Genomic DNA, 25,248 nt, shown 5'->3' with positions numbered 1-25,248 from the left:
CACACCCTGGCATGGCGCCCGACCGACCCACCACTGGGTCGGATCACTTCTGGATCTGGCCGTACGCCATGCCCTGCAACCGCTTGATGCGCTCCTGCGTCGGGGGGTGCGTGGAGAACGCGCGCGACACGTCCTGCGCGCGGAACGGGTTCGCGATCATCATGTGGCTGGCGTTGACGACCTTCGGTTCCGGTGCGAGGGGCGCGCGGGCCACACCGTCCTCCAGCTTCTGCAACGCCGACGCGAGGGCGAGCGGGTCGCCCGTCAGCTTGGAGCCGTCCTCGTCGGCGTCGTACTCGCGGGTGCGGCTGATGGCCAGTTGGATCACGGTCGCCGCGATCGGCGCGAGGAACGCCATGGCGAGCATGACGATCGGGTTGGGGCGGTCCTCGTCGTCACCGCCGCCGAACATCCCGAAGAACATCATCATCTGGGCGGCGGAAGTGATGATCCCGGCGAGCGCTGCGGCAACGGAGGACGTCAGGATGTCGCGGTTGTAGACGTGCATGAGCTCGTGCCCGAGCACCCCGCGCAGCTCACGTTCGTCGAGCAGCTGCAGGATGCCCTCGGTGCAGCAGACCGCTGCGTGACTCGGGTTTCGACCCGTGGCGAAAGCGTTCGGAGCCTGGGTCGGTGAGATGTAGAGCGCGGGCATCGGCTTGCCGGCGGCGGTCGACAGCTCGCGCACGATCCGGTACATCGCGGGGGCCTGTGCCTCGCTGACGGGGTAGGCCTGCATGGCGCGGATCGCCAGCTTGTCGCTGTTCCAGTAGCCGTAGAACGTGGTGCCCAGCCCGATGAGGGCGAAGATCCAGATGAACCGGCCGCCGGCCACGAGGGCGCCCACGCCCAGCAACAGCACCCAGATGCCACCGAAGAGCAGCGTGGTCTTGAGCCCGTTGAAGTGCCTGTGCATGCCCTGAAAACGCTTACCGGGAGGCGCTTTGTTCCGCAGTCGCGGACGGGTACTGCGACATCACCCGAACAGCCCCAGGGCGGCCTGCGGCAGCACGCTGCAGACGAGTAGCGCGAGCACGGACGCGCCGACGACGAACAGGTGGACCGGGTGCACCCGGTCGGGCTCCTCGGGATCGATCGAGGCGCCGAGCATGATGCGCACCCACCGCAGGTATGCCGCCACCCCCAGCATCGCGTTGGCGGCGGCGAGCACCGCGAGCACCCACAGGTGGCCGGTCGTGATCGGTTGCAGGGCGACGATCTTCGCGGTCAGGCCCGCGAGAGCGGGCGGCAGCCCGGCGAAGGTCAGGAGGGACAGCAGCAGCGCGCCCCCGAGGAGGGGATGACGACGCAGCAGTCCGCCGTACGACGCGAGGCGGGTGACGTGCTGGCGCCCCTCGGCATGCGCGAGGGCGGTGATCACGGAGAACGCGACGATGGTGGCCAGCGCGTAGACGGCGAGGTACTGGGCACTGCGGCGACCCGAGTCCGCCGTGGCCGTGGTGAACGGCAGCACGATCCACCCGGCCTGCGCGACGGTGGACCACCCGAGGAAACGCAGGGCTCCGCGCTCGCGCAGGGCCATCACGTTGCCGACCGTCATGGACAGCACGGCGACCACGCCGACGGAGGCCATCGACGCGGAGCTGAGGTCGGTGACCGTGCGGAAGACCGCCACGAGGGCCGCGACCGCTGCCACCTTGGAGGTGGTCGCGAGCAGCGCGCCCACTGGCACGGACGACGCGCCGATGGTCTCCGGGGTCCACAGGTGGAACGGCGCCAGGGAGAGCTTGAAGGCCAGCCCCGCGACGATGAATCCGACAGACAGCACCAGGATCCGGCGCAGGTCCGGGTTGCCGCCGGCCTGCAGCGCGGCGTGCGCCTCCAAGTGCGCGGTGCCGGTCGCGGCGAACCACAGGCCCGCGCCCATGGCCAGCACCGCGAACGAGACCAGCGACGTCGTGAGCAGCGTGAGCCCGGCGTCGATGGCCGCGTGCCGCGCCCGCAGCACGACCAGTGCGATCGTCGGCAGCGTCGACACCTCCAGCGCGACCAGGAACGAGCCGAGGTCGTGCGCTCCGGCGACGGCGACCGCACCGGCGGCGCTGGTGAGCAGGAGCGCCACCTGGATCGGGGCGCGTTCGTGAGGGATGCGGATGGGGTATGCCAGCAGAGCGACGCACACCGACGCGAGCAGCGCGACCAGCTGCAGGCCCGCGCCCACGTGATCGACGGCGTACCAGCAGGTGCCCTCGGTGCAGAGGGTGGCGCGTGAGCGGTGCGCCGTGTCCAGGAGCACGGGGGTCGCCGTCGCCGCGCCGGCCGCGAGCAGCAGCGCGCCGAACATCCAGTGGACCCGCCCCAGCGTCGGGAGCAGCGCGTCGAGCAGGAGGATGCCGATCGCCCCGACCGCGGGGATCAGCACCGGCGCCAGCGTCAGCCAGCCGAAGGTGGGATTCACGGCGCACCCCCGACCAGCACGCGGGAGACGTGGGCGAGGCCGTACGCCGTCTCGTGCATGACCGGGATCGGCCACACGCCGAGCGCCACGACACCGGCCACCAGCAGCGCGATGACGACCCACTCCACCGAGTGCGCGTCATCGGCGCCGACGTCACCGTCGTACGGGAGGGAGCCGGTGCCCGCCCAGACGCCGCGCAGCACCCGCAGCGCGTACGCCGCCGCGAGGACCGACCCCGTGGCCGCGGCCACCGCCAGAATCCGGAAGAGGGTGAGCGGCCGGTCGCCCGGAGACCAGGCCGAGAAGAGCGTGAGGATCTCGCCCCAGAAGCCCGCCAGACCGGGCAGTGCGAGCGACCCGGCGAACCCCACGACGAGCGCGAGCCCGAGGCGCGGGCTGACCTGGCGCAGCGCGTGACGCGCGGTCTGCAGGTCGTCGCCGCCCCAGCGCTTCTTCAGGCCCCCGACGACGACGAAGAGGAGCGCCGAGATGACGCCGTGCGCGATGTTGCCGTAGAGCGCGGCCTGGACCCCGAGCGTGGTGCCGGTCATCAGGGCCAGCACCACGAACCCCATGTGCGCCACCGACGACCACGCGATGAGTCGCTTGAGGCTGCGTTCGACCAGGCAGACGAGCCCGCCGACCAGGATCCCGATCACCGCGAAGACCGCGACGAAGGGCGCGACGGTGTGCAGGCCACCCGGCAGGGGGAAGACCACCAGGCGCACCACGGCGTAGGTGCCCATCTTCAGCAGCACCGCCGCGAGGAGCACCGAGCCGCCGGTCGGCGCGGCCGTGTGCGCCGCGGGCAGCCACGAGTGCAGCGGCCAGATGGGGATCTTGATGCCGATGCCGATCATCAGGAGCGCGGCGACCACGCTCTGGGTGCTCCCCGCCAGGTGGGCCGTCTGCAGCCGGGTGAGGTCGGAGGTGCCTGCGGACACCACGAGCACCAGGATCCCGACCAGCATGAGCGTCGAGCCGAGCACGGTGTAGAGCACGAACATCGTTGCGGCTCGGTCGCGCTCACCGGGGCGGGTGGTGTCGCCGAATCGCGCGATGAGCAGCCACATCGGCACCAGCACGAGCTCGAACGCCAGGAAGAACGCGATGGCGTCCTGCACGAGGAACGTGGCGAGCGCGCCGCCGGTGACCATCAGCAACGCGCCGAGATACGTCGCGGATGGCTCCTTCCACCCGGCGTGCAGCACCACGAGCACGCCGATCGCCGCCGTGAGCACCACTAGCGGCGCGCTGATCCCGTCGATGGCGAGGTGCAACCGCATCCCGATGGCGGGCACCCACGAGTGGTCGATCGCCGGACGCTTCCAGACGGAGAGGAGGGCCGCGGCCAGCGTGACGACTGCGAGCGCGAGGGCGATGCCGTACGCCGCCGCGGTCGCGATCCGCAGGCGGCTGCGGTCGGCGGCGATCAGTGCGACCCCACCGAGCAACGGTGCGAGTGGGGCGACGAGCAGGGTTGCTACCACAGGGATATCCCGATCAGGCCGACGGCGACGACACCGACGGCGACCGCGACCAGGCCGGCGGTCGGCGTGCCGTTCTGCAGCCGCGCGCCCGCTCCGGCGAGCCCACGCGCCCCCTTGGCGGTGGAGTGCACGCCGGTCTCCAGCCCGCGCTCGCCGTCGGCCACCAGCCGCGCCAGCGCCAGCACCGGACGGGTGAGGGCGACGTAGACCCCGTCCATCCCGAGGCCGCGGTCGGCCCTGCTGCGCAGGGTGATCGGCAGGCGCGCGGCCGCGTCGCCGTACGGCGTGCCGAGGGACTGCACGCGGACGAAGACGGCGACGGCGGCCATGAGCAGCAGGGTGGCGGCGATCAGCGCCCAGGCCGGATGCGCCCAGTCCAGGTCGATCAAGGGGGTCGTCACCACGAGGCCGCCCACGACGGCGAGGATCGCGAGCACCCGCAGCCCGAGCCGCGAGGCGGCGTCCGGCCGCGGGATCCGTTCCGGTTCCGGCTCGGGTTCGGGTTCGACGGGCACGGGGGCCGCCTGGCCCACCTCCCGGCCGCGCCGGTCGACCTGCGCGCTGGTCACGAACAGCTCCACGATGCCCACCTCCTCGACGGTGACCGAGTCCTGCACGATCTCCAGCGCCTCGTGCCGCTCCACGACGGAGCGGTGGTCGAGGATCAGCCAGGCACGCATGCAGTAGGCGGCTGTCAGGGCGACCGAGAGTGCCAGCGCCACGAACGCGATCCGACTGACGCCGTCGCCGTCGACCGCGCGAGTGGCGGCCTCGTCGACGATCAGGTCCTTGCTGACGAAGCCCGCCATCGGGGGCACACCGGCGAGCGACAGCAGCCCGATCGCGACCAGGGCGCGGGTCGCGGGGTGGGCGCGGGTGGCGCCGGACATCCGCGCGACGACCGTGCCGCCGACCAGGACCGACAGCCAGCCGAAGACCAGGAAGAGCAGGGCCTTGAACATCGCGTGCGAGACCAGGTGGTTCAACGCCAGGTCGCCCCGGTGACCCACCGGCACGACCGCGATCCCGATCAGCATCAGACCGACCTGGGAGACGGTGGACCAGGCGAGCAGCCGCTTGAGGTCGGTCTGGCAGTAGGCGAGGAAGCCGGCCAGCACGGTGGAGACCCCGGCGACCAGGACGAGGACGGTGCGCGCGGTGCCGGAGTGCTCGAGCAAGGGCAGCAGCCGGGCCAGGACGACGGTGCCGGCGGCGACCATGGTGGCCGCGTGGATGAGCGCCGAGGCGGGCGTCGGGCCCTCCATCGCGTCGGGCAGCCAGTCCTGGAACGGCACCTGCGCGGACTTGCCCGCGACGCCGACGATCACCGCGATGAGACCGCCGGTGAGCAGTGCCGAAGGGCGCGCCTGCCAGTGCGTGACGATCCCGGAGATGGCGGTGGTGTGGGCGCCGGTGGCGAGCAGGATCAGGCCGATCGCGAAGGGCGCGTCCGCCAGCCGGGTGACGAGGAACGCCTTGTACGCCGCCCGCCGGGCCTTCTCCCCGCTCGCTGTCGTGGCCGATGAGCAGGTAGGAGCACCAGCCCATCAGCTCCCAGCCGACGACGGTGAGCAGCACGTCGTCGGACAGCACCACCAGCTGCATGGCGGCGGTGAAGAGGCTCACGGTGGCGGCGAACCCGGCGTACCGCGCGTCCTCGCGCAGATACCAGCGGGCGACCAGCTGGACGACGAGCGCGACCAGCGCGACGGTGACGGCGAGCAGCACGGCGAACCGGTCGACGCCGAGCCGCATCGGCGCCTGCAGCACCCGCCCCAGCGGCAGTGCGCCGACGGTGCCGCTGGACCCCTCGGCCGTGCCGCGCAGCTGTTGCACCATCAGCGCCGCAGCCGCGACCAGGCCGAGGAGCGAGCCGAGCAGGGCGATGACGAACGCGGGCACGCGGGCCCGGCGCACCAGCACCAGGGAGAGGCCGGCGGCCAGGGCCGGCAGCAGGACGATCAGCTGCGAGGGGTGCACCGGCCAGCCGCTGCTGTCGGTCAGCGTGTCGATCACAGGTCGTCCTCACCTGCCACGGTCACGTCGATGTCACCGCGCGAACGGTAGACGGCCAGGATCACCGCGAGCGCGACGGCGATCTCGGCGGCCGCGATCGTGATCAGGAAGATGGTGAGCACGTGCCCGGCGCGGGCGGTGTCGCGGATGGTGGATCCGAAGGTGACGAAGAGCAGCCCGGCGGCGGCCAGCATCAACTCGACGCCGACCAGCACCAGCACCGCGTTGCGACGGGCCAGCACACCGAAGAGCCCGGTGCCGAAGAGGATCGCGACCAGCAGCAGCGGTGGCCAGAGGTGGATCACGAGTCCTCCCCGGTGCGGCGGGTCGCGCGCGCGGGCACCAGCGACCGGCTCATCGCCAGCGCCCCGACGAGCGCCGCGAGGAGCAGCAGCGACAGCAGCTCGAACGGCCAGACCCACGTGGAGAAGAGCATCCGGGCGAGCCCGTTCGTCGAGCCGCCGTGCACGCGCACGGTGCCGCCGCGGACGCCGGTGATGAGCACGATGCCGAGCAGGACCCCGGCGGATCCGGCGATGACGAGGGCGACCGCGCGCTGCAGCAGCGGGGTGTCGTGGTCGTGGCTGCGGCCGATCGGCGCGCGGGTGAGCATGAGGGCGAAGAGCACCAGCACGACGATCGCGCCGACGTAGACCAGCAGCTGCACCAGCGCGACCAGCTCGGCACCGAGCACCAGGTAGCACCCGGCCAGGGTCGCGAGGCACACGGTCAGCCACAGCGCGGCGTGCATCAGGTGCCGGGTCGTGACCGCCGCGAGCCCACTGGCGGCGCAGAGGATTCCGAGGATCGAGAAGAAGATGTCGTACGTCGTCACGGCGCCGGCTGCTCCGTCTCCGGAGATTCCGTGGATCCACCGACGTCAGACGGCTGGGGTGAGGCGGGCGCGCCCTGATCCAGCGCGGGCGGTGCGGGGACCGTGGCCATCCACTGGCCCAGCCGGTCCTTCTCGTGCAGCAGGTCGCGGATGTCGGTCTCGGCGTACTCGAACTCGGGGCTCCAGAAGAGCGCGTCGAACGGGCAGACCTCGATGCAGATGCCGCAGTACATGCAGAGGCTGAAGTCGATGGCGAAGCGGTCGAGCACGTTCTCCTTGCGCTCGCGCCCGCCCTCGGTGGTCGGGGGCACCGTCTCCTTGTGGGAGTCGATGTAGATGCACCAGTCCGGGCACTCCCGCGCACAGAGCATGCAGGAGGTGCAGTTGGACTCCTCCAGGGCGATCACTCCGCGCGAGCGCGGTGGCAGCCGCGGTGAGACGTCGGGGTACTCCTGGGTGTGCGCGTGCTTGGTCATCGCCCGCGCGGTGGTGCCCATGCCCTTGAGCAGTCCGGGGACGAAGCCCTTCTTGTCCTGATCGGTCATGTCGTCAGCACCACCCCTGCAGCGGTCAGCACGATCTGCAGCAGCGCCAGGGGCACGAGCCCGAGCCAGGCGACCCGCTGCAGCTGGTCTTCACGCAGCCTCGGCCACGACATCCGCATCCACAGGATGATCACGGCGAAGAAGAACCCCTTGAGCAGCACCCAGAACGGACCGATCTGGTGGTCGAAGGGGCCGGTCCAGCCGCCCAGGTAGAGCACGGCGAGCAGCAGCGAGACCACCACGATGCCGGCGTACTCGGCGAGCAGGAAGAGGGCGAACCGCAGGCCGGTGTACTCCGTCCACGGACCCATCACGACCTCGGAGTCCGCGACCGGCATGTCGAACGGCGGACGCTGCAGCTCCGCGGTGCCCGCGACCAGGAAGACGATCGCCCCCGGCAGCTGCCACAGCAGCCACCACGGGGTCCACGCGTGGGCGATCGAGACCAGGGAGAAGGATCCGGCGGCCATCGCGAACGAGGCGCCCGCGAGGATCAGCGGCACCTCGTAGGAGACGAGCTGGGCCGCGGAGCGCAGGCCGCCGATGAGCGCGTACTTGTTGCCGCTGGACCACCCGGCCATCAGCGTGCCGACCGTGCCGATCGCGCCGACCGCGAGCACCCAGAGCAGGCTGCCGGTGATCCCGGCGGCGACCAGGTGCGGCCCGAACGGGATGACCGCGAGCGCGAGCAGGTAGGACACGATGCCGAGCGCGGGCGCCAAGCGGAAGACCGGCTTGTCAGCGGCGAGCGGGACGATGTCCTCCTTCTGGGTGAACTTCACCCCGTCCGCGACCAGCTGCGCCCAGCCGTGGAAGCCGCCGGCGTACATCGGGCCGAGGCGTCCCTGCATGTGCGCCATCAGCTTGTGCTCGGTCTGCCCGACGAGCAGCGGCAGCACGAGGAACCCGATCAGCACGCACAGCGACCGCAGCACGACCTCGCCGAACGTGCTCACCGTGGACCCCAGGTGGGGTCGGGGATGCCGGGCGGCTGCATCCGGCGGCGCGGCGCGCGTGCCGGTTTGGCGTCGGTCTTCGCCGGTTCGGCCTGACCGGTCGGGGTGTCAGCTGGGTCCTTGGCGCCCGGCCACGGCTTGCTGACCCGGGCGGTCAGCACGAAGGACTTGCGCAGCGGGGTGCCGACGAACCCGTCCGGCAGCAGCAGCGGCCGCAGACCCAGGCCGGTGCCGTCGTCGAATCCGTCGAAGGGGATGCCGAACATCTCGTGGGTCTCACGCTCGTGCCACGCCGCACCGCGCCACAGACCGGTGCAGCTGGGCACCGCTTCACCGTCGGGCACCGTTGTCGTGACGAGGGTTTCGCGCAGGGCACCCGGCGTCGGGTCGTAGAGGTGCGCGACGATGTCGAAGCCCGGCTCGTCGGCGCGGTCGGTCTCGTCGACCGCCGTCAGGAAGTCGAACATCGCGAAACCGCCGCTGCGCGCGTCACGCAGCGTGTCGGTCCAGTCCGCGAGAGCGCAGCGGACGGTGGGGATCTCGTCGGTCACGAGCCGGCCTCCGGGGGTGCCGGAGGTGCGACCAGCGGGCGACTCACCTCGGCCGCGGTGGCGCGGCGACCGGCGTACGGACCGAGCTTCTCGCGCAGCGACGCGGTGCTGGGGCGCTCGCTCGCGATGCGGTCCTGCAGCGCGAGGATGCCCTGCAGGAGCGCCTCGGGCCGCGGCGGGCAGCCGGGCACGTAGACGTCGACGGGGATCAGCTGATCGACGCCCTTGGTGACGCAGTAGGAGTCCCAGTACGGCCCACCGGAGTTGGAGCAGGCGCCGAACGAGATCACGTACTTCGGCTCGGGCATCTGGTCGTAGAGCCGGCGGATGGCGGGCGCCATCTTGTCTGTGACCGTGCCCGAGACGACCATCAGGTCGGCCTGCCGCGGACCCGGCGCGAACGGGATGACGCCGAGGCGGATGAAGTCGTGACGGGCCATGGAAGCCGCGATGAACTCGATGGCGCAGCAGGCGAGCCCGAAGTTGAAGACCCACAGGGAGTAGCGGCGGCCCCAGTTCAGCACCAGGCGCATCGGCTTGGGTGCGGCGACCTGCGCGGGGCCGACGCGCGGCAGGGGGAGATCGGTCGTCATGGCGGCTCCCCTCTCAGTTGTCGAGCGTCCAGCGCAGCAGCCCGCGCCGCGCGGCGTGCGCCAGACCGACCAGGATGACGGCCGCGAAGATGCCCATCTCCAGCAGGCTGGCGCGGTTGATGGCCTTGTCCCGCAGCACGAGCGCCCAGGGGAAGAGGAAGACGGAGTCGACCGCGAAGACCAGGTAGAGGAAGGCGAACGTCATGTAGCGCACGTGGGTCTGCGCCCAGCCGCCCGCGACCGGGTCGACGCCCGACTCGTACGTCGATGCCTTGGCCTGGCTGGGCGCGCGCGGCGCGAGCAGGCGCCGGGCCAGCATGGCGGCGACGAAGAGCAGCACGCCGGCCGCCGTCACCCCGGCGAGTACGAGGTACCCGCTCAACCCAGAACTCACGGTCCGCAGCCTAACGAGCGGGGGTCTCCGCGTTCGGCACCGTCCATTTCCCGTGTCGCCGCCCGCTCTCGCGCTCAGGTGTGATGATGCGCGGATGAGCGATCTGGAGTCGATCGAGGACCGGCTCACGGCATGGTCGCAGGAGTACGCCGACCTGCCGCTCTACAGCTCCATCACCGCGAACGCCGCCCGCGACGACGAGGTGGCGGGGCTGTTGCTGTCGGCTCAGCCAAGCCAGGCGCGCCCCGTGCTCCTCCTGGCGGCCCTGCACGACCTCGTACTCGATCACCCCGATCTGCCCGTCGCCCAGTGGTATCCGAGCGTAGTCGGGCCGGACGCGGTGGTGACGGGAGACCCGTGGCCAGAAGTGCGCGCCGCAGCCCTGGCACACGCCGACCGGCTGCGCGAGGTCATCGCGACCCGCTCCACCCAGACCAACGAGGTCAACCGCTGCGTCTACCTGGCCGCGCTGCTGCAGCGTGCCTGCACGGATGTGCCCGATCTGCCGGTCGGGCTGGTGGAGATCGGCGCCAGTGCCGGGTTGCTGCTGGGCATCGACCGCTACCGCACGACGATCGAGACGCCTGGCGACTCGCACGGTGAGCGGGCGGCGTACGGGCCGGCGGACTCCGCCGTGCAGTGCCTGGGCGAGGACCGCTCCGCCCGACCTGCCGGCGGGTTGCGACTCCCGGCGATCGCGAGCGCCCGCGGCATCGACCTGCACCCCGTCGACCTGTCCGACGAGTCCGCCGTGCGGTGGCTGGCCGCGTGCCTGTGGCCGGAGGTGCCGGGCCGGTACGAACGGTTCACCGCGGCCGTGGACCTGCTGCGCCCCGATCCACCGGTCGTCGATCGTGGCGACATGATCGACGATCTGCCGGCCACCCTGGCACGAGCGGGCGGCGACCACCTTGTGCTCTTCAGCTCCTGGGCGCTGACGTACGTCGAGCGGTCCCGCCGTCCGCTGGTGGCGCGCCATCTCGCCGCTGCGGCCCGTGACGGGCGACCGGTCAGCTGGATCACCGCCGAGCCGCCGCGCTGCATGCCCGAGGTCGAGCTGCCGCCGCGTCTGCGGGACGCGCAGGGCGGCACGGTGCTGGGGGCCCGCCGCTGGCGCGACGGGGCGGAGCTGGAGCCGGCGTACTGGGGCACCGCCCATCCGCACGGTCAGTGGTTCGACTTCGCCTGACTGCGCACTTGAGCCTGACGGCGTTCGCGTTCGTTGACGGTGTTCGAACGCCGTCAACGAACGCGAACACCGTCAGCGTGCTTGCCCGACCGGCCTCATCACCCGGGGTGGGTGTGTCGGGTCTGAGCGCGACCGGCGACGTGCTCGAAGATCAGGGTGGTCTCGGTGAGGGCCACGTCCTGGGAGGCGCTGAGGTTGTCGACCACGAAGTTGCTGAGCGCGGAGGGCGATTCGCATGCCACGTGCAGCTGGAAGTCGTTGGCGCCGGCAAGGAAGTAGACGTTCAACACTCCCGGCAACGCTGCGAGCCGACCGGTCAGCTCCCTGATCCGCGAGCGCGATCCCGCGCGCAGCCGGACCGAGACGAACGCCTGGATCGGGCGTCCGATCGCCTCCGGATCGATGTCCGCGTGGTAGCCGCGGATCACCCCGCGCTCGCGCAACAGCCGCACGCGGTTAAGGCAGGTGGACGGCGCGATGCCGGCTGCGCGCGCCAGGGCCTTGTTGGCCATCCGGGCGTCCACCGCGAGCAGTCCTAGCAGCACCTGATCGGTGTCGTCCAGGGGCGCCGCGCTGTGACCCACACCACCGGACCGAACTTCCTTCATCAACACCCGTCCCATGGCAGCAGAATCGACAGAAGTTCATCCAGCCACGACTCTGACGAAATAATCGACAGAATCCTAGCGTTGCGACCCGTCCAAGTTCGATCCTGGGACGACGAGTTGTCATCGACCCAGGAGGATCACCGTGCGCGTCGGCGTGCCCAAGGAAGTCAAGAACCACGAGTACCGGGTGGCCATCACCCCGATCGGCGTGCACGAGCTGGTCACCCAGGGCCACGACGTCTGCATCGAGAAGGGTGCCGGCGTGGGCTCCTCGATCCACGACGAGGAGTACGTCGCGGCCGGCGCGAAGATCATCGACTCCGCCGACGACGTGTGGGCCGACGCCGAGATGATCCTCAAGGTCAAGGAGCCGGTGGAGCAGGAGTACCACCGCATGCGCGAGGGCCAGCTGCTCTTCACCTACCTGCACCTGGCCGCCGACAAGCCGCTCACCGACGAGCTGCTGAAGCGCAAGGTGACCGGCATCGCGTACGAGACGGTGCAGCTTCCCTCCGGCGGCCTGCCGCTGCTCTACCCGATGTCCGAGGTCGCCGGATGCCTCGCACCGCAGGTCGGCGCGCACTCCCTCATGAAGGCGCAGGGCGGTCGCGGCGTGCTCATGGGCGGCGTCGGCGGCGTCGCCAACGCCAAGGTCGTCGTCATCGGCGCGGGTGTCTCCGGCCAGAACGCCGCGAACATCGCGCTCGGCATGGGCGCCGACGTCACGATGCTCGACACCGACCTGGACAAGCTGCGGATGTCGTTCTGGCGCTACAGCAACCGGGTGCACGGGCTGGCGTCGTCGTCGCTGGCGATCCGCCAGCAGCTGCTGGAGGCCGACATGGTCATCGGTGCGGTGCTCATCCCGGGCGCGCGCGCCCCGAAGCTGGTCACCAACGAGCTGGTCTCGCAGATGAAGCCCGGCTCGGTGCTCGTCGACATCGCGGTCGACCAGGGCGGCTGCTTCGAGGACACCCACCCGACCACGCACGCCGACCCGACGTACATGGTGCACGACTCGGTCTTCTACTGCGTCGCGAACATGCCCGGTGCGGTGCCGAACACCTCGACGTACGCGCTGACCAACGCGACGCTGCCCTACACGGTCGCGCTCGCCCGCAAGGGCTGGCAGCAGGCCTGCCGCGACGACCACTCGCTCGCGCTGGGGCTCAACACGTACGACGGCTCGCTCACCAACGCCCCGGTCGCCGAGGCGCACGGGCTGACCTCGACCCCGGTGGAGGACGCAATCGCCTGACCTGCACCGACTGCAGCGACCGACATGCAGTTCGTGGTCTCGTCGTCGGTCGAACCGCGCGGCTGCGCGGATCGACCGGTGGCGGCGCCGCGGACTGCATGTTCGTCGTTACAGGGCGAAACGTGGCCGACACATTGAGTTGCTTCACTGGCCCGCATGCACCTGACACCCGCCGACACCGAGAAGCTGCTGCTCTCGGTCGCCGGGATGGTCGCCCGCGACCGGCTCGCGCGCGGCGTCCGGCTCAACTACCCCGAGAGCGTCGCCCTGCTCTCGACGTGGGTCATCGAACGGGCCCGTGAGGGCGCGCTGGTCGCCGACCTGATGGAGTCCGGCCGTGAGGTCCTCACCCGCGATCAGGTGATGGACGGCGTGGCCGAGATGATCCCCGACGTCCAGGTCGAGGCGACGTTCCCCGACGGACGCAAGCTCGTCACTCTGCACCACCCGATCGCATGAGCGGCGGCAACGACGGACCGGGCGCCATCCGGGTCGCGCCCGGCACGCTCACCATCAACGCGCGCGCCGACGGCGACCGGCGCACGCTGGTCATCGTCAACACCGGCGACCGGCCGATCCAGATCGGCTCGCATCTGCACCTGCCTGACGCGAACGTCGCCCTGGACTTCGATCGCGCTGCGGCGCAGGGCTTCCGGCTCGACGTGCCCTCCGGCGCCTCGGTGCGTTTCGAGCCGGGGATGTCTCGCGAGGTCGGTGCGGTGCGCCTGGCCGGGCGGCAGAAGGTGCCTGGCATCCAGACGGGGAAGCACGATGGCTGAGCTGGACCGCGCGAAGTACGCCGCGCTCTACGGCGGGACGACCGGCGACCAGGTGCGCCTCGGCGACACCGACCTGTGGATCGAGATCGAGCGCGACCTCACCGCGACGATGCCGGACGGATCGATCTCCTACGGCGACGAGGCCGTCTTCGGCGGCGGCAAGTCGATCCGCGAATCGATGGCGCAGGGCACCCGCACCAGCGCCCAGGGCGCCCTCGACACCGTGATCACCGGTGCGATCGTGCTCGATCACTGGGGTGTCGTACGCGCCGATGTCGGCATCCGCGACGGACGCATCGTCGGGATCGGCCGCGCCGGCAACCCCGACATCACTGACGGCATCACGCCGGAGCTGGAGATCGGGCCGGGCACCGACGTCATCTCGGGCGAAGGCCGCATCCTCACCGCCGGCGGCATCGACATGCACGTGCACTTCCTGTCGACCAGTCAGGTGCACGAGGCGCTGGCGACCGGGCTGACCACCCTGGGCGGCGGGGGCACCGGTCCGTCCGAGGGGTCGAAGGCGACCACCGTCACGCCCGGGCCGTGGCACCTGCAATCGGTGCACCGCGGCCTGGATCACCTGCCGGTGAACCTGCTGCTGATGGGCAAGGGCAACACGGTCAGCGCCGAGGGTCTGCGCGAGCAGGCGCTGGCCGGGGCGGCGGCGTACAAGGTGCACGAGGACTGGGGCTCCACCCCGGCCGCGATCGATGCGGCGCTGCGCGCGGCCGACGCGTACGAGATACAGGTCGCGCTGCACTCGGACAGTCTCAACGAGGCCGGCTACGTCGAGTCGACGCTGCGCGCGATCGGCGGCCGGTCGATCCACGCGTTCCACACCGAGGGCGCGGGCGGCGGTCACGCACCGGACATCCTGTCGATCGCCTCTGAGCCGAACGTCCTTCCCGGATCTACGAATCCGACGCTCCCGCACACCGTCAACACCGTCGCCGAGCACCTGGACATGCTCATCGTCTGCCACCACCTGAACCCCTCGGTGCCGGAGGATCTGGCGTTCGCCGAGTCGCGCATCCGCGCGACCACGATCGCGGCCGAGGACCTGCTGCACGACATGGGCGCGCTCTCGATCACGTCCTCGGACGCGCAGGCGATGGGCCGGATCGGCGAGGTCATCACCCGCACCTGGCAGGTGGCGCACGTGATGAAGGCGCGCCGCGGATCACTCGGCACGTCGCTGCCCGCGGATAACGAACGCGCACGGCGCTACGTCGCGAAGTACACGATCAACCCCGCGATCGCGCACGGCATCGAGCACGAGGTCGGGTCGATCGAGGTCGGCAAGCTGGCGGACCTGGTGTTGTGGGAGCCGAAGTTCTTCGGGATCCGGCCGTCCGTCGTCGTCAAGGGCGGCGCGATCGTGTGGGCCGCCCTCGGCGACCCGAACGCCTCGATCCCGACCCCGCAACCGGTGCTGATGCGGCCGGCGCTCGTGGCATCGGCCGGAGCGGACCTCTCGATGTCGTTCGTGTCGCCGCTCGCGCTGGACGGCGGGCTCGCGGACCGGCTCGGGCTGCGGCGCGCACTGGTCGCCGTGCGCGGCACCCGCGACGTCGGCAAGGCGCAGATGGTCAACAACTCCGCCACGCCGCGCATCGACATCGACGCCGAGATCTTCGCGATCGCCATCGACGGCGAGGTCGTGCAGCCGGCGCCCGCGGCGGAACTGCCGTTGGCGCAGCTCTACTCGATGTTCTGAGATGTCCTCCGCCACAGGCTCGCTCGCGACGTTGCTGCTCGGCAACGCGCGGCTCCCCACCGGTGGGCACACCCAGTCCGGCGGTCTGGAGCCCGCGTTGCTGGCGGGTATGCCGAGTGGCGACATCCCGGCGTACCTCACGACGCGCCTGCGCACCGCGATCCTCGTCGACGCGGCGACGGCGGTGGTCGCGCTGCGGGTGCTGCTCGCGGGTGGTCCGCTCGAGCCGGTCGAGCAGGCGTGGGCGGCGCGGACGCCGAGTCACGTCGTACGGCAGGCGTCGGTGGAGCTGGGTCGCGGGTACGAGCGCCTCCTCGCCCGCCTCACCGAGGAGCGCGACGTGCGCGGCCGGCAGGTCCGGCGGGGTGAGCCGCGGCCGATCGCCATCGCCCGGATCGCCGCCCGACTCGACGTGTCGGCCACCGACCTCGCCCGAGTGATCTGCCACGACGATGTGCAATCCGTGTGCGCCGCAGCGCTCAAACTCACGCCGCTGGATCCGGTCGACACCGTCGTGTGGGCGCTCGAGGTGGCCGCGCTCGTGCAGCAGATCGTCGTGCAGGTCGCCGACCTGCGCACGCCGGCCGACATACCGGCAGCGGCCGCACCCGCCGCCGAGATCTGGCAGCACGCCCACGCCACCGCCCGAAGGAGACTCTTCCGTGCCTGAATCGCCTCATTCGCCCGACTCGCCCCACCACGCCACTCGCGCGCTGCGTCTCGGCATCGCCGGCCCGGTCGGCACCGGGAAGTCCTCGCTGATCGCGACGCTGTGCCGGACGCTCGCGGGCCGGCTGGAGATCGGCGTGGTCACCAACGACATCTACACCGACGAGGACGCTCAGATGCTGCGGGCGGCAGGGGTGTTGGACCCGGCGCGTATCCGCGCCGTCGAGACCGGCGCATGCCCGCACACCGCGATCCGCGACGACATCACCGCGAACGCGATCGCGGTCGAGGATCTGGAAGCCGATTTCGCGCCGCTGGACCTGGTGCTCGTGGAGTCCGGCGGCGACAACCTCACCGCGACCTTCTCCCCCGCGCTGGTCGACGCGCAGATCTTCGTGCTCGACGTCGCGGGCGGCGGCGACGTGGTCCGCAAGGGCGGCCCCGGGATCGCCCGCGCCGACCTGCTGGTCGTCAACAAGATCGACCTGGCCGAGCATGTCGAGGTCGACCAGGAGCTCATGGTCGAGCAGGGCCGCGACGCCCGGGACGGCCGACCGGTGCTCGGGCTCTCCCGCAAACGCCCGGAGACCGTCGCCGCCCTGGCCGACTGGGTCGTGGCGATGATCGCCGCCCACCGCGACGGCACCCATCACCCGGTCGATCCGGGTCCGATGGCGCCGCACGCCCACACCGACGGCACGGTGCACTCGCACGAGCACGGGGCGCACACTCCTTGACCGACCGGGAGACCGTCGTCCGCGTCGAGTCCTGCGGCTCCGAGCCGGCGAGGGTGCACCTGCGGACCGGGGTGCTGGCTCCGCGGCTGGTCGCGCGGACCGCGGACGCCGTCGAGGTGGCGCTGGTCGCGACGACCGCCACCCTGCTCGGCGGCGACCATGCGCGCGTGCGCCTCGAGGTCGGCGCAGGGTGCCGCCTCGTCGTACGCGATGTCGCAGCGACCGTCGCGTACGACGGGCGAGGTGGGACAGCGTTGTGGGACAACGTCATCGACGTCGAGAAGGGCGGTGTGCTCGTGTGGCAGGCCGAGCCGTTCGTCGTGAGCGACGGCGCCGACGTACGCCGCTCGACCCGGGCCGAGGTGGCCGAGGGCGGCCGGTTGCTGCTGCGCGACACCGTCGGCATCGGCCGGTCCGGGCAGGCCGGTGGAGCGCTGCGCTGCCGCACCCGGATGACGTACGACGGAACGCCCGCCGTCGCGGAGGATCTCGATCTGTCACCCGAATCGCGTTCGCTGCCAGGGATGCTGGCAGAAGCCCGGATCATCGACACGATCACGGCACTCGGCTGGCGACCCACCCCAGCAGCCGACCACTTCGAACTGGCCGCGCCCGGCACGATGGCCCGCCGCCTCACCCGCGAGGCCCACACCTCTGACGTGGACGCGATCTGGTCCCTCTGGAGCTCGCACCTGGAGCGATGAACCAGGGCTCGCGTACGTCCTGACCCGTCCGACCAGGTCGGACGGGTCAGGACGTACGCGAGCCGTGCCCGCTGCGGACCGGATCGTCCTCCTCTTGGGATGGGGCGACGAGGACGGCCGCACGCTCGGCGGACTCCGCGGCGGCGTCCTCGCGAGTGGGCGCACCGGCCACCAGGTCGCCGAACCAGGTCAGCCCGTGCGCGATGTGCCGGTCGAAACCGCCGGCTCTGCCCCGCGCGCGCACCTGCTTGCGCGAGCCCTCGGGGTAGCGCCGGTACCAGGGCGAGCCGGGTCGCGCGAGGCGCACCGCACCGACGTACGCGACGATCGGCACGATGGCGGCGAGCACGACCAGGCGGTACTTCCCCTTCGCCGCACAGATCAGGCAGCAGACGAAACTCGTCAGCAGGATCGCGACGGTGGCCCAGCGCACGGGCGCGTTGCGGTCGGTGAGCTCGTCGACGTTCTCGGGGGTGAAACCGAGCAGCGTCAGCCCCATCACCATCCCCGCGAGCGCAACGGCCTGCACCGACGCCCGTCCCTGACGCGCCCAATACACGTCGCGCAGGTGCAGGATCAGCGCGAACTCGTCGAGTACGAGCGAGGCGCCCGCACCCACACAGAGCCCCGCGATGTTGAGCGACGTCGAGTCGTACGACGCGAGCGAGGTGAGAGCGCCCGCGAGGAGCAGGAGGAGCCCCGGCACCGCGTGGTGGATGTGCAGTCCGGTGGAGCTGACGTTGTCACGGAACGGGCCACGGCCGCTGCGGATGGTCCGGGTCACGAGGCGGGTGAGCAGGAACGTCGCGATGAACGCCACGAGGCACAGCGCCACGGGCTCCTTGCCGGCCTCCACGATCCGGTCCTGCCACCAGGTCACAACCGCGAGCGTATGCCGCCCGTCTGGGCGATAGCTCCTTCTCGCACGAGCGCATTCTGAAAGCGTGCTGTCGCGAAGCAGCAGGAAATCCTGTGAAACCGGGGGGTACGGGCGGGATGAAATCGCCTGCGGCCTAGGTTGGAGAAGGTAGACCGACCCCACGGGAGCACTCGCCACATGAGCAGCAAGTCCCAGCAGACCCTCGATCGTGTCGTCATCCGATTCGCCGGCGATTCCGGCGACGGTATGCAGTTGACCGGTGACAGGTTCACCGCCGAGACCGCGAGTCTCGGCAACGACCTGTCGACGCTGCCCAACTTCCCCGCCGAGATCAGAGCGCCGCAGGGCACACTGCCGGGCGTCTCCTCGTTCCAGCTGCACTTCGCCGACCACGAGGTGCTCACCCCCGGCGACGCGCCCGACGTACTGGTCGCGATGAACCCGGCCGCCCTGCGTGCCAACCTCGGCGACCTGCCTCGTGGCGGCGTGATCATCGCCGACGCCGACGAGTTCACGAAGCGCAACCTGGCCAAGGTCGGTTATCCCAGCAACCCGCTCGAGGACGACAGCCTCGAGTCGTGGGCGCTGCACGCCGTGCCGCTCACCTCCATCACGGTCGCGGCGCTCGCCGACTTCGAGCTCACCCGCAAGGAGAAGGAACGCGCGAAGAACATGTTCGCGCTCGGGCTGCTGTCGTGGATGTACTCCCGGCCGACCAGCGGCACCGAGTCGTTCCTCAAGCGCAAGTTCGCGGGCAAGCCCGCCATCCTCGCCGCCAACCTGGCGGCTCTGCACGCGGGCCACGCGTACGGCGAGACGACCGAGTCGTTCGCGGTCTCCTACACCGTGCGGCGTGCGCCGAAGGCGACCGGCACCTACCGCAACATCACCGGAAACCTCGCTATTGCCTACGGATTTGTGGCCGCGGCACACCGCGCGGACCGACCCCTGGTGCTGGGCAGCTACCCGATCACCCCGGCCTCGGACATCCTGCACACGCTGTCCGGCCTGAAGCGGTTCGGCGTGACGACCATCCAGGCCGAGGACGAGATCGCCGGCGTGGGTGCCGCGCTCGGCGCGGCGTTCGGTGGCGCGATCGGCCTCACCACGACGTCGGGGCCGGGCCTCGCCCTCAAGGCGGAGACCATCGGGCTCGCCGTCTCCCTGGAGCTGCCGCTCGTGATCGTCGACGTGCAGCGCGGCGGTCCGTCCACCGGGTTGCCCACCAAGACCGAGCAGTCCGATCTGCTGCAGGCGATGTACGGCCGCAACGGCGAATCGCCGGTCGCCGTGATCGCCCCTGCGACACCGGTCGACTGCTTCGACGCGGCGCTGGAGGCAGTGCGCATCGCGACGACCTACCGGACGCCGGTGATCGTGCTCTCGGACGGCTCGCTGGCGAACGGCTCCGAGCCGTGGCGGCTGCCGCAGATCGGCGACCTGCCGAATCTGCACGTCGACGCCCCGACCGAGCCCAACTCCGTCGACGACAAGGGCAACCCGGTATTCGCGCCCTATTTGCGCGATCCCGACACGCTGGCGCGGCCGTGGGCCGTTCCGGGAACACCGGGGCTGGAGCACCGGGTCGGCGGCATCGAGAAGGCCGACGTCACCGGCAACATCAGCTACGACCCGGACAACCACGACCACATGGTCCGCACCCGCCAGGCCAAGATCGACGGCATCGACGTGCCCGATGTCGTGGTCGACGACCCGTCCGGCGACGCCCGCGTGCTGATCCTGGGGTGGGGTTCGACGTACGGCCCGATCGCGGAGGCCACCCGGCTGTGCCGCTCCGCAGGATCGAAGGTCGCGCGGGCGCACCTGCGCCACCTGGCGCCGTTCCCTGGGAATCTCGGCGAGGTGCTGCGCGCGTACGACCGCGTGGTGCTGCCGGAGATGAACCTCGGCCAGCTCGCACTGCTGTTGCGCGGGAAGTACCTGGTCGATGTTCGCAGCCACACCGCCGTCCGCGGCCTGCCCTTCACCTCGACGGAGATCGCAGCCGTCATCCACGAGCACCTGGAGGAACTTCGATGAGCATCGACCTGGGTATGCCGACGCTCGGCACCTCCGGAGTCCCCCGGCTCGGCGACGAGGAAGCGCAGACGAAGAAGGACTTCACCTCCGACCAAGAGGTGCGCTGGTGCCCCGGATGCGGCGATTACGCGATCCTCGCCGCCATGCAGGGCTTCCTGCCCGACCTCAGGCTGCGCCGCGAGAACATCGTCTTCATCTCCGGCATCGGGTGCGCCGCCCGCTTCCCGTACTACCTGGACACCTTCGGCATGCACTCGATCCACGGGCGCGCGCCCGCGATCGCGACCGGCCTCGCCACCTCCCGCGAGGACCTGTCGGTGTGGGTCGTGACCGGTGACGGCGACGCGCTGTCGATCGGCGGCAACCACCTGATCCACGCCCTGCGCCGCAACGTCAACATCAAGATCCTGCTCTTCAACAACAAGATCTACGGCCTCACCAAGGGCCAGTACTCCCCCACGTCCGACATCGGCGCGGTGACCAAGTCCTCGCCGCTGGGATCGGTGGATCAGCCGTTCGACCCGGTGTCGCTGGCGCTCGGCGCGGAGGCGAGTTTCGTTGCCCGCACCATGGATTCGGACCGCAAGCACCTGACCGCGACGCTGCGCGCGGCCGCCGAGCACCGGGGCAGCGCCCTGGTCGAGATCTACCAGAACTGCCCGATCTTCAACGACGGCGCCTTCCAGCTGGTCAAGGACCGTGACGAGGCCAGCGCGCGCATCATGCAGCTGGTCGACGGCGAGCCGATCCGGGCCGGCGAGGGCGAGACGGCGCGCGTCGTCGTACGCGGCCCCGAAGGCCACCTGGCCGTCGAGCCGGAGGCCACCGCGGATCCGGCACGCGTCCTGCGGCACCGGGTGAACGACAACGACCCGAGCCAGGCGTTCGCGCTGAGCCGCCTGGACGACCCGTCGTTCGCGCAGCTGCCGATGGGGGTCTTCCGATCGGTGTCGAGACCGACGTACGACGACGGGGTCCGCAGCCAGGTCGCCGCCGCGATCGACACGGCCGGCGGCCCCGCCGACGACCGGGCACTGGAGCAGCTGCTGCACGGTCACGACACCTGGACCGTCTCCGACTGATCTCCGCCCCGGCCTGCCAGCCGTGGGTCGTGCGCGTCGAGGTGGCCGGTTTGCGTCCGTGGCCAGGGCTGCAGCACTGGCCACGGACGCATAACCCCCACCCCGTTCGGCGGCGTCCGTCGGCCCGATAGCCTTCGATTTCAAAGCCTCCACCGACCGATCGAGGGACCGCCCGATGGCGAACGGCAAGCCGGCCCGCTCCGAGACGAGCACGGGCACGGCGTACGGGTTCGTCGCCTACCTGCTGTGGGGCGCCTTCCCGCTCTACTTCCACGCCATCGAGCCCGTCGGCGCGTGGGAGGTCTTGGCGCACCGGGTGCTGTGGACGCTGCTCGTGTGTGCGGTGATCCTGGCGGTGCGTCGGCGGATGGGCTTCGTACGCGAGGTGCTGGCCGAGCCGCGCCGCCTCGTCGCACTGAGCATCGCCAGCCTGCTGATCGCCGCGAACTGGACGATCTACGTGCAGGCGGTCGTCACCGGTCACGTCACGGAGGCCGCCCTCGGTTACTTCCTGAATCCACTGGTCACCGTCGCGCTCGGTGTCGTGGTGTTGAAGGAACGGTTGCGGGTGCTGCAGTGGGTTGCCGTCGCGATCGGCGTTGCCGCGTGCGTCTACCTCGCCGTCGACTACGGCAAACCGCCGTGGATCGCGGTCAGCCTCGCTCTGTCGTTCGCCGGCTACGGGCTGATGAAGAAGCGCGTCGGCGGCCGCCTGACCGCGTTGGAGAGCCTGTCGTTCGAGACGGCGGTGCTCGCGCCGATAGCCGTGATCCTGTTGGCGGTGCTGACGATCCGCGGTGACTCGACCTTCACCACGGAAGGCACCGGCCACGCTGTTCTCCTCGCGGTGTCCGGCATCGTCACCGCGGTGCCGCTACTGCTCTTCGCCGCCGCAGCACGTCGGGTGCCGCTCGTGACGATCGGGCTGCTGCAGTTCCTCACTCCGATCCTGCAGCTCATCTGCGGGGTCGCCCTGCTGGGCGAGCACATGTCGTCGGCGCGCTGGATCGGCTTCGGGATCGTGTGGATCGCGCTGGTGCTGCTCGTGATCGACTCGGTCATGAGCGCCAACCGAGGGCGCCGTCTCAGCCGGTCGGCGGCCAGTCTCGCCGCCTGATGGAGCAGGTCTGGTACGCCGCGTACGGCTCGAACCTGTCGCGGGAACGTTTCGGTCACTACCTCTTCGGCGGCCGACCGTCGGGTGCCTCGCGCACCTACCCCGGAGTGCGCGACCGTACGCCGCCCACCAGTGACCACCCGCTGCTGCTGCCCGGCCGTCTCTACTTCGCGTGGGAGTCCCCGACCTGGACCGGCGGTGTCGCGTTCTACGACCCGACCGTGCGGGAAGGGGCGCCGACGGTCGCGGCACGCGCGTACCTGCTCACCGTGCAGCAGTTCAGCGATGTCGCCGCCCAGGAGATGCACCGACCGCCCGGGGACGAGGTGGACGTCGCCGGCCTGCTCGCGCACGCACCGGTGGCGACGCTCGGCCCCGGCCGGTACGAGACGTTGCACCAGGTCGGCGAACTCGAGGGGTTGGCGGTCGTGACGTTCTCCGCGCCCTGGACGATCGAGACCGCGCCGCTCAACGCACCCAGCGCGGCATACCTGCGCCGGATCGCGGACGGTCTGCGCGAGGCGCACGGCTGGTCGGCGGAGCAGACCTGCGACTACCTGCTCGACTGCCCCGGCGTGCAACCCACCTGGAGCCGCGCGTCGCTCGCGGGAGCGACCGACTAGCGCCGCCCTCCGTCACCCCCACTCCAGGAGTTCGAAAGCCTCACCGCTGACCGGCAACTCCTCCAGCAGCGGCCGGAAGTGCGGGTCGGTGTCGTGCCCGTCGAAGCTGATGACGGCGATGCCGGCCGCGGCGAGCGACAGCAGACTGTCGCGCACGCACGCGCGCAGGAGTGCGAGCCCGTCAGTCTCGTCACGCTCACGGCACTCGGCCACCACCACCGGCTCCGGTGCATCGGCGAAGACGAACGCCGCGGCCCTGACGCGACCCTCACCGACGACCCTGGTGTGCACGAGGTCGAGCTCATCGGCGAAGTCCTCGAGCAGGGGCTCTTCGAACCCTGGTGCCACGGGAGCCCAGTCGGCGTGCATCCACTCGTAGATGTCGGTCCAGGCACGCTGCAACTCGGAGAGGTCCACGGCGGTGCCCGCGACGGTCGCGACGGGCGATTTCGTGAGCCGCGCGGCATCGACCGTCTGCACCCGTTCCGGCGGGCAGGTCTGGTACGCGTGCGCGCCCAGGCCTCGTGCGAAACGCGCGGCCGCGGAGGAGACGAAGCCGCGGGTGCACATCGGCTTGGCATCGGTTCGCAGGTCCGCCAGGTACCTCGCGACGCTGCGACCGTGGCCACGGCGGCGGCCCTACGGCGCGACCATGACCTCCACCCAGTACCTATCGTCGTGGACGCGGCTGGTGAAGAGACGACCCGCGGCCACGACCATGCCGTCCTCCGTCCCCACGACCGCGCGCGTGGCATCGTCGCGCCACCGGTCCGCGCGCAGGTCGATGCCCGCGAGCCAGTCAGGCGCCGACGCCACGTCGCCGGCGGTCGCCGGCCGGATGTCCATCACCCCATCCTGGACCGCGACGAGCGCGCATGCGGGCCGGAATCCGAACGGTTTCCGCCAGGGCCTGGCGGTGGCATGCTGCACAAATGGAGACGGAGACTCTGTACGACGCCGCCGGCGGGACGGTGGGGCTGACCCGGTTGGCACATGCCTGGCACGAGCGCGTGATGGCCGACGAGGTCGTGGCGCATGCCTTCCATCACGGATTCCGGCCCGACCACAGCGAGCGACTCGCGGCGTACTGGGTGGAGGCGCTCGGTGGCCCCCGTGCGTACACCGGCACGTACGGCGACGAGACGTCCGTCGTCCGCCTGCACGCGGGCGAGGGCGAGCACGAAGACATGGACCAGCGCGCGATCGCCTGCTTCGATCAGGCACTCGCCGACACCGGTCTCGCCGGGGACCCGCGCCTCGCCGGTGCCTTGCACGACTACTTCGCGTGGGCCACCACCACGTCCATGGCGAAATACCCGCGCAGCGCGGACGACGTACCCGACGGTTTGGACATTCCGCAGTGGACCCGGGACGGCCTGAAGGAATCGCGTTGAGGCAGAGGGTTGCTCGCCCGTCCTACTCCTCGACGTAGGGGCGCCGTGTTCGCGAGCACTACTCCCACTGACGCCGAACGCGCTGCCACGCGCCCGGGCGATCACCGTGTAGCGCCGGCCGACGTGATCATGGACCGCGCCTTCACGCTCGACGCCCCACCGGGCACCGTGTGGCCGTGGCTCGTGCAGCTGGGGAGGCACGTGCCGGCTGGTATCTGCCGCGGTCCATCGAGCGTCTCCTGCCCCACCGTCGGCGTGCCGCCCGCAGCCTCCTGCCGCAGTGGCAGGCACTCGCCGTGGGCGACGTCATCCCGGACTACGGCGGCACGCAGGAGACCTTCCGCGTGGAGGAGCTGGAGCGGCCCACGTCGATCGTCTACTCCTCGCAGCGCGGGAGGACGGCGATTACCTGGTCGATCACGCTGCAGCCCGACGCGAGCCCGGACCGCACGCGGGTCTGCCTGCGGCTGCGCGCGGCGCCGGTGCGAAGGAAGCGTCTGATGCAGACCGCCGGAGGATTCTTCGACGCGTCGACCATCGCGGTCATGGCGGCGGGCCTGCGCGAGCGCCTCGCCGAAACCCCGGTTGTCAGCGGATCGGTGGCGCCGGCACCACCAGGACGCTGACAACCGCGAGGATCCCTCCACCA

Annotated in this window: 30 protein-coding genes; 15 read left to right on the top strand and 15 right to left on the bottom strand. The window is 70.9% G+C overall.

Features of this window, described 5'->3' with window-relative positions; all coding sequences use genetic code 11:
• Positions 1-43: 43 nt before the first annotated feature.
• Genes htpX through LVQ62_RS06805 form a run of 4 tightly spaced genes read right to left on the bottom strand, consistent with a single transcriptional unit; the run spans position 44 to position 5,366 of the window.
• Complete coding sequence (gene htpX, locus LVQ62_RS06820) at positions 44-916, bottom strand: zinc metalloprotease HtpX (protein WP_179482722.1); 873 nt, start codon at positions 914-916, stop codon at positions 44-46.
• A 60-nt stretch (positions 917-976) separates the two neighbouring features.
• Positions 977-2,419, bottom strand: a complete 1,443-nt coding sequence (locus LVQ62_RS06815; protein WP_233766815.1) for an NADH-quinone oxidoreductase subunit N — start codon at positions 2,417-2,419, stop codon at positions 977-979.
• Positions 2,416-3,909 carry a NuoM family protein gene (locus LVQ62_RS06810; protein ID WP_233766812.1) on the bottom strand — a complete coding sequence of 498 codons (1,494 nt, stop codon included), beginning with the start codon at positions 3,907-3,909 and terminating at the stop codon, positions 2,416-2,418. Before LVQ62_RS06810 ends, LVQ62_RS06815 begins: the two co-directional genes overlap by 4 nt.
• Entirely contained in the window at positions 3,903-5,366 is a 1,464-nt protein-coding gene (locus tag LVQ62_RS06805; RefSeq protein ID WP_233767675.1) for a proton-conducting transporter membrane subunit, read from the bottom strand. Before LVQ62_RS06805 ends, LVQ62_RS06810 begins: the two co-directional genes overlap by 7 nt.
• Between LVQ62_RS06805 and LVQ62_RS06800 the strand changes: the two genes are divergently transcribed.
• Positions 5,254-5,976, top strand: a complete 723-nt coding sequence (locus LVQ62_RS06800) for a hypothetical protein (protein WP_233766810.1) — start codon at positions 5,254-5,256, stop codon at positions 5,974-5,976. The two genes, LVQ62_RS06805 and LVQ62_RS06800, sit on opposite strands and share 113 nt — an antisense overlap.
• Here LVQ62_RS06800 and nuoK read toward each other — a convergent pair.
• The 7 genes from nuoK to LVQ62_RS06765 are packed head-to-tail and all read right to left on the bottom strand — an operon-like array spanning position 5,922 to position 9,799.
• Positions 5,922-6,230 (bottom strand): NADH-quinone oxidoreductase subunit NuoK, encoded by a 309-nt coding sequence (nuoK, locus tag LVQ62_RS06795; protein ID WP_179482730.1) that lies wholly within the window; start codon positions 6,228-6,230, stop codon positions 5,922-5,924. The genes LVQ62_RS06800 and nuoK overlap by 55 nt on opposite strands.
• Positions 6,227-6,760: an NADH-quinone oxidoreductase subunit J gene (locus tag LVQ62_RS06790; RefSeq protein ID WP_233766805.1), complete on the bottom strand. Its 534-nt coding sequence runs from the start codon at positions 6,758-6,760 to the stop codon at positions 6,227-6,229. The genes nuoK and LVQ62_RS06790 overlap by 4 nt, the downstream gene beginning before the upstream one ends.
• Entirely contained in the window at positions 6,757-7,305 is a 549-nt protein-coding gene (locus tag LVQ62_RS06785) for an NADH-quinone oxidoreductase subunit I (protein WP_233766803.1), read from the bottom strand. The genes LVQ62_RS06790 and LVQ62_RS06785 overlap by 4 nt, the downstream gene beginning before the upstream one ends.
• The gene (locus LVQ62_RS06780; protein WP_179482736.1) at positions 7,302-8,261 is read right to left on the bottom strand and encodes a complex I subunit 1 family protein; all 960 of its coding nucleotides are present in this window, start codon (positions 8,259-8,261) and stop codon (positions 7,302-7,304) included. Before LVQ62_RS06780 ends, LVQ62_RS06785 begins: the two co-directional genes overlap by 4 nt.
• Positions 8,258-8,812: an NADH-quinone oxidoreductase subunit C gene (locus LVQ62_RS06775; RefSeq protein ID WP_179482738.1), complete on the bottom strand. Its 555-nt coding sequence runs from the start codon at positions 8,810-8,812 to the stop codon at positions 8,258-8,260. The genes LVQ62_RS06780 and LVQ62_RS06775 overlap by 4 nt, the downstream gene beginning before the upstream one ends.
• Positions 8,809-9,405 (bottom strand): NADH-quinone oxidoreductase subunit B, encoded by a 597-nt coding sequence (locus LVQ62_RS06770; protein ID WP_179482740.1) that lies wholly within the window; start codon positions 9,403-9,405, stop codon positions 8,809-8,811. Before LVQ62_RS06770 ends, LVQ62_RS06775 begins: the two co-directional genes overlap by 4 nt.
• 13 nt (positions 9,406-9,418) lie before the next feature.
• Positions 9,419-9,799, bottom strand: a complete 381-nt coding sequence (locus LVQ62_RS06765) for an NADH-quinone oxidoreductase subunit A (RefSeq protein ID WP_233766801.1) — start codon at positions 9,797-9,799, stop codon at positions 9,419-9,421.
• A gap of 94 nt (positions 9,800-9,893) precedes the next feature.
• Between LVQ62_RS06765 and LVQ62_RS06760 the strand changes: the two genes are divergently transcribed.
• Entirely contained in the window at positions 9,894-10,988 is a 1,095-nt protein-coding gene (locus tag LVQ62_RS06760) for a DUF2332 domain-containing protein (RefSeq protein WP_233766799.1), read from the top strand.
• A gap of 98 nt (positions 10,989-11,086) precedes the next feature.
• On the opposite strand, the gene LVQ62_RS06755 is transcribed toward LVQ62_RS06760, so the two are convergent.
• On the bottom strand, positions 11,087-11,611 hold the full coding sequence (locus LVQ62_RS06755) for an Lrp/AsnC family transcriptional regulator (protein ID WP_233766797.1): 525 nt from the start codon (positions 11,609-11,611) through the stop codon (positions 11,087-11,089).
• A gap of 127 nt (positions 11,612-11,738) precedes the next feature.
• Between LVQ62_RS06755 and ald the strand changes: the two genes are divergently transcribed.
• The 7 genes from ald (at position 11,739) to LVQ62_RS06720 (ending at position 17,463) form a co-directional block, all read left to right on the top strand.
• A complete protein-coding gene (gene ald / locus LVQ62_RS06750) occupies positions 11,739-12,854 on the top strand; it encodes an alanine dehydrogenase (protein WP_233766795.1) in 1,116 nt (371 codons plus the stop codon).
• A gap of 156 nt (positions 12,855-13,010) precedes the next feature.
• Positions 13,011-13,313, top strand: coding sequence for an urease subunit gamma (locus tag LVQ62_RS06745; RefSeq protein ID WP_179482748.1), 303 nt, complete (start codon positions 13,011-13,013; stop codon positions 13,311-13,313).
• Positions 13,310-13,633, top strand: coding sequence for an urease subunit beta (gene ureB / locus LVQ62_RS06740; RefSeq protein ID WP_233766793.1), 324 nt, complete (start codon positions 13,310-13,312; stop codon positions 13,631-13,633). Before LVQ62_RS06745 ends, ureB begins: the two co-directional genes overlap by 4 nt.
• On the top strand, positions 13,626-15,353 hold the full coding sequence (locus LVQ62_RS06735; protein WP_233766787.1) for an urease subunit alpha: 1,728 nt from the start codon (positions 13,626-13,628) through the stop codon (positions 15,351-15,353). The genes ureB and LVQ62_RS06735 overlap by 8 nt, the downstream gene beginning before the upstream one ends.
• Before the next feature lies 1 nt (position 15,354).
• On the top strand, positions 15,355-16,023 hold the full coding sequence (locus LVQ62_RS06730; RefSeq protein WP_233766785.1) for an urease accessory protein UreF: 669 nt from the start codon (positions 15,355-15,357) through the stop codon (positions 16,021-16,023).
• The gene (gene ureG / locus LVQ62_RS06725; RefSeq protein ID WP_233766783.1) at positions 16,016-16,759 is read left to right on the top strand and encodes an urease accessory protein UreG; all 744 of its coding nucleotides are present in this window, start codon (positions 16,016-16,018) and stop codon (positions 16,757-16,759) included. Before LVQ62_RS06730 ends, ureG begins: the two co-directional genes overlap by 8 nt.
• On the top strand, positions 16,756-17,463 hold the full coding sequence (locus LVQ62_RS06720) for an urease accessory protein UreD (RefSeq protein WP_233766779.1): 708 nt from the start codon (positions 16,756-16,758) through the stop codon (positions 17,461-17,463). Before ureG ends, LVQ62_RS06720 begins: the two co-directional genes overlap by 4 nt.
• A gap of 46 nt (positions 17,464-17,509) precedes the next feature.
• On the opposite strand, the gene LVQ62_RS06715 is transcribed toward LVQ62_RS06720, so the two are convergent.
• Positions 17,510-18,343 (bottom strand): hypothetical protein, encoded by an 834-nt coding sequence (locus LVQ62_RS06715; protein ID WP_233766777.1) that lies wholly within the window; start codon positions 18,341-18,343, stop codon positions 17,510-17,512.
• A gap of 177 nt (positions 18,344-18,520) precedes the next feature.
• Between LVQ62_RS06715 and LVQ62_RS06710 the strand changes: the two genes are divergently transcribed.
• From LVQ62_RS06710 to LVQ62_RS06695, 4 genes are all read left to right on the top strand, one after another.
• Positions 18,521-20,383: a 2-oxoacid:acceptor oxidoreductase subunit alpha gene (locus tag LVQ62_RS06710; protein WP_233766775.1), complete on the top strand. Its 1,863-nt coding sequence runs from the start codon at positions 18,521-18,523 to the stop codon at positions 20,381-20,383.
• Positions 20,380-21,465, top strand: coding sequence for a 2-oxoacid:ferredoxin oxidoreductase subunit beta (locus tag LVQ62_RS06705; RefSeq protein ID WP_233766773.1), 1,086 nt, complete (start codon positions 20,380-20,382; stop codon positions 21,463-21,465). Before LVQ62_RS06710 ends, LVQ62_RS06705 begins: the two co-directional genes overlap by 4 nt.
• Positions 21,466-21,640: 175 nt before the next feature.
• Positions 21,641-22,582 (top strand): EamA family transporter RarD, encoded by a 942-nt coding sequence (gene rarD, locus LVQ62_RS06700; protein ID WP_179482773.1) that lies wholly within the window; start codon positions 21,641-21,643, stop codon positions 22,580-22,582.
• The gene (locus LVQ62_RS06695; RefSeq protein ID WP_233766771.1) at positions 22,582-23,205 is read left to right on the top strand and encodes a histone deacetylase; all 624 of its coding nucleotides are present in this window, start codon (positions 22,582-22,584) and stop codon (positions 23,203-23,205) included. Before rarD ends, LVQ62_RS06695 begins: the two co-directional genes overlap by 1 nt.
• Before the next feature lie 12 nt (positions 23,206-23,217).
• Here LVQ62_RS06695 and LVQ62_RS06690 read toward each other — a convergent pair whose 3' ends face one another.
• On the bottom strand, positions 23,218-23,775 hold the full coding sequence (locus tag LVQ62_RS06690; protein WP_233766763.1) for a hypothetical protein: 558 nt from the start codon (positions 23,773-23,775) through the stop codon (positions 23,218-23,220).
• 69 nt (positions 23,776-23,844) lie between these two features.
• On the bottom strand, positions 23,845-24,051 hold the full coding sequence (locus LVQ62_RS06685) for a hypothetical protein (RefSeq protein WP_233766761.1): 207 nt from the start codon (positions 24,049-24,051) through the stop codon (positions 23,845-23,847).
• 86 nt (positions 24,052-24,137) lie between these two features.
• Here LVQ62_RS06685 and LVQ62_RS06680 point away from each other — a divergent pair, with 86 nt between their 5' ends.
• Positions 24,138-24,599 (top strand): group II truncated hemoglobin, encoded by a 462-nt coding sequence (locus LVQ62_RS06680; protein WP_233766759.1) that lies wholly within the window; start codon positions 24,138-24,140, stop codon positions 24,597-24,599.
• A gap of 176 nt (positions 24,600-24,775) precedes the next feature.
• Entirely contained in the window at positions 24,776-25,225 is a 450-nt protein-coding gene (locus LVQ62_RS06675) for a hypothetical protein (protein WP_233766757.1), read from the top strand.
• Positions 25,226-25,248 lie beyond the last annotated feature (23 nt).

Origin of the sequence: Allobranchiibius sp. GilTou73 (assembly GCF_021391335.1) — a bacterium.
GTDB lineage: Bacteria > Actinomycetota > Actinomycetes > Actinomycetales > Dermatophilaceae > Allobranchiibius > Allobranchiibius huperziae.
The sequence above is the reverse complement of the archived record's forward strand: the minus strand, read 5'-3'. Positions and strand labels throughout refer to the sequence as shown.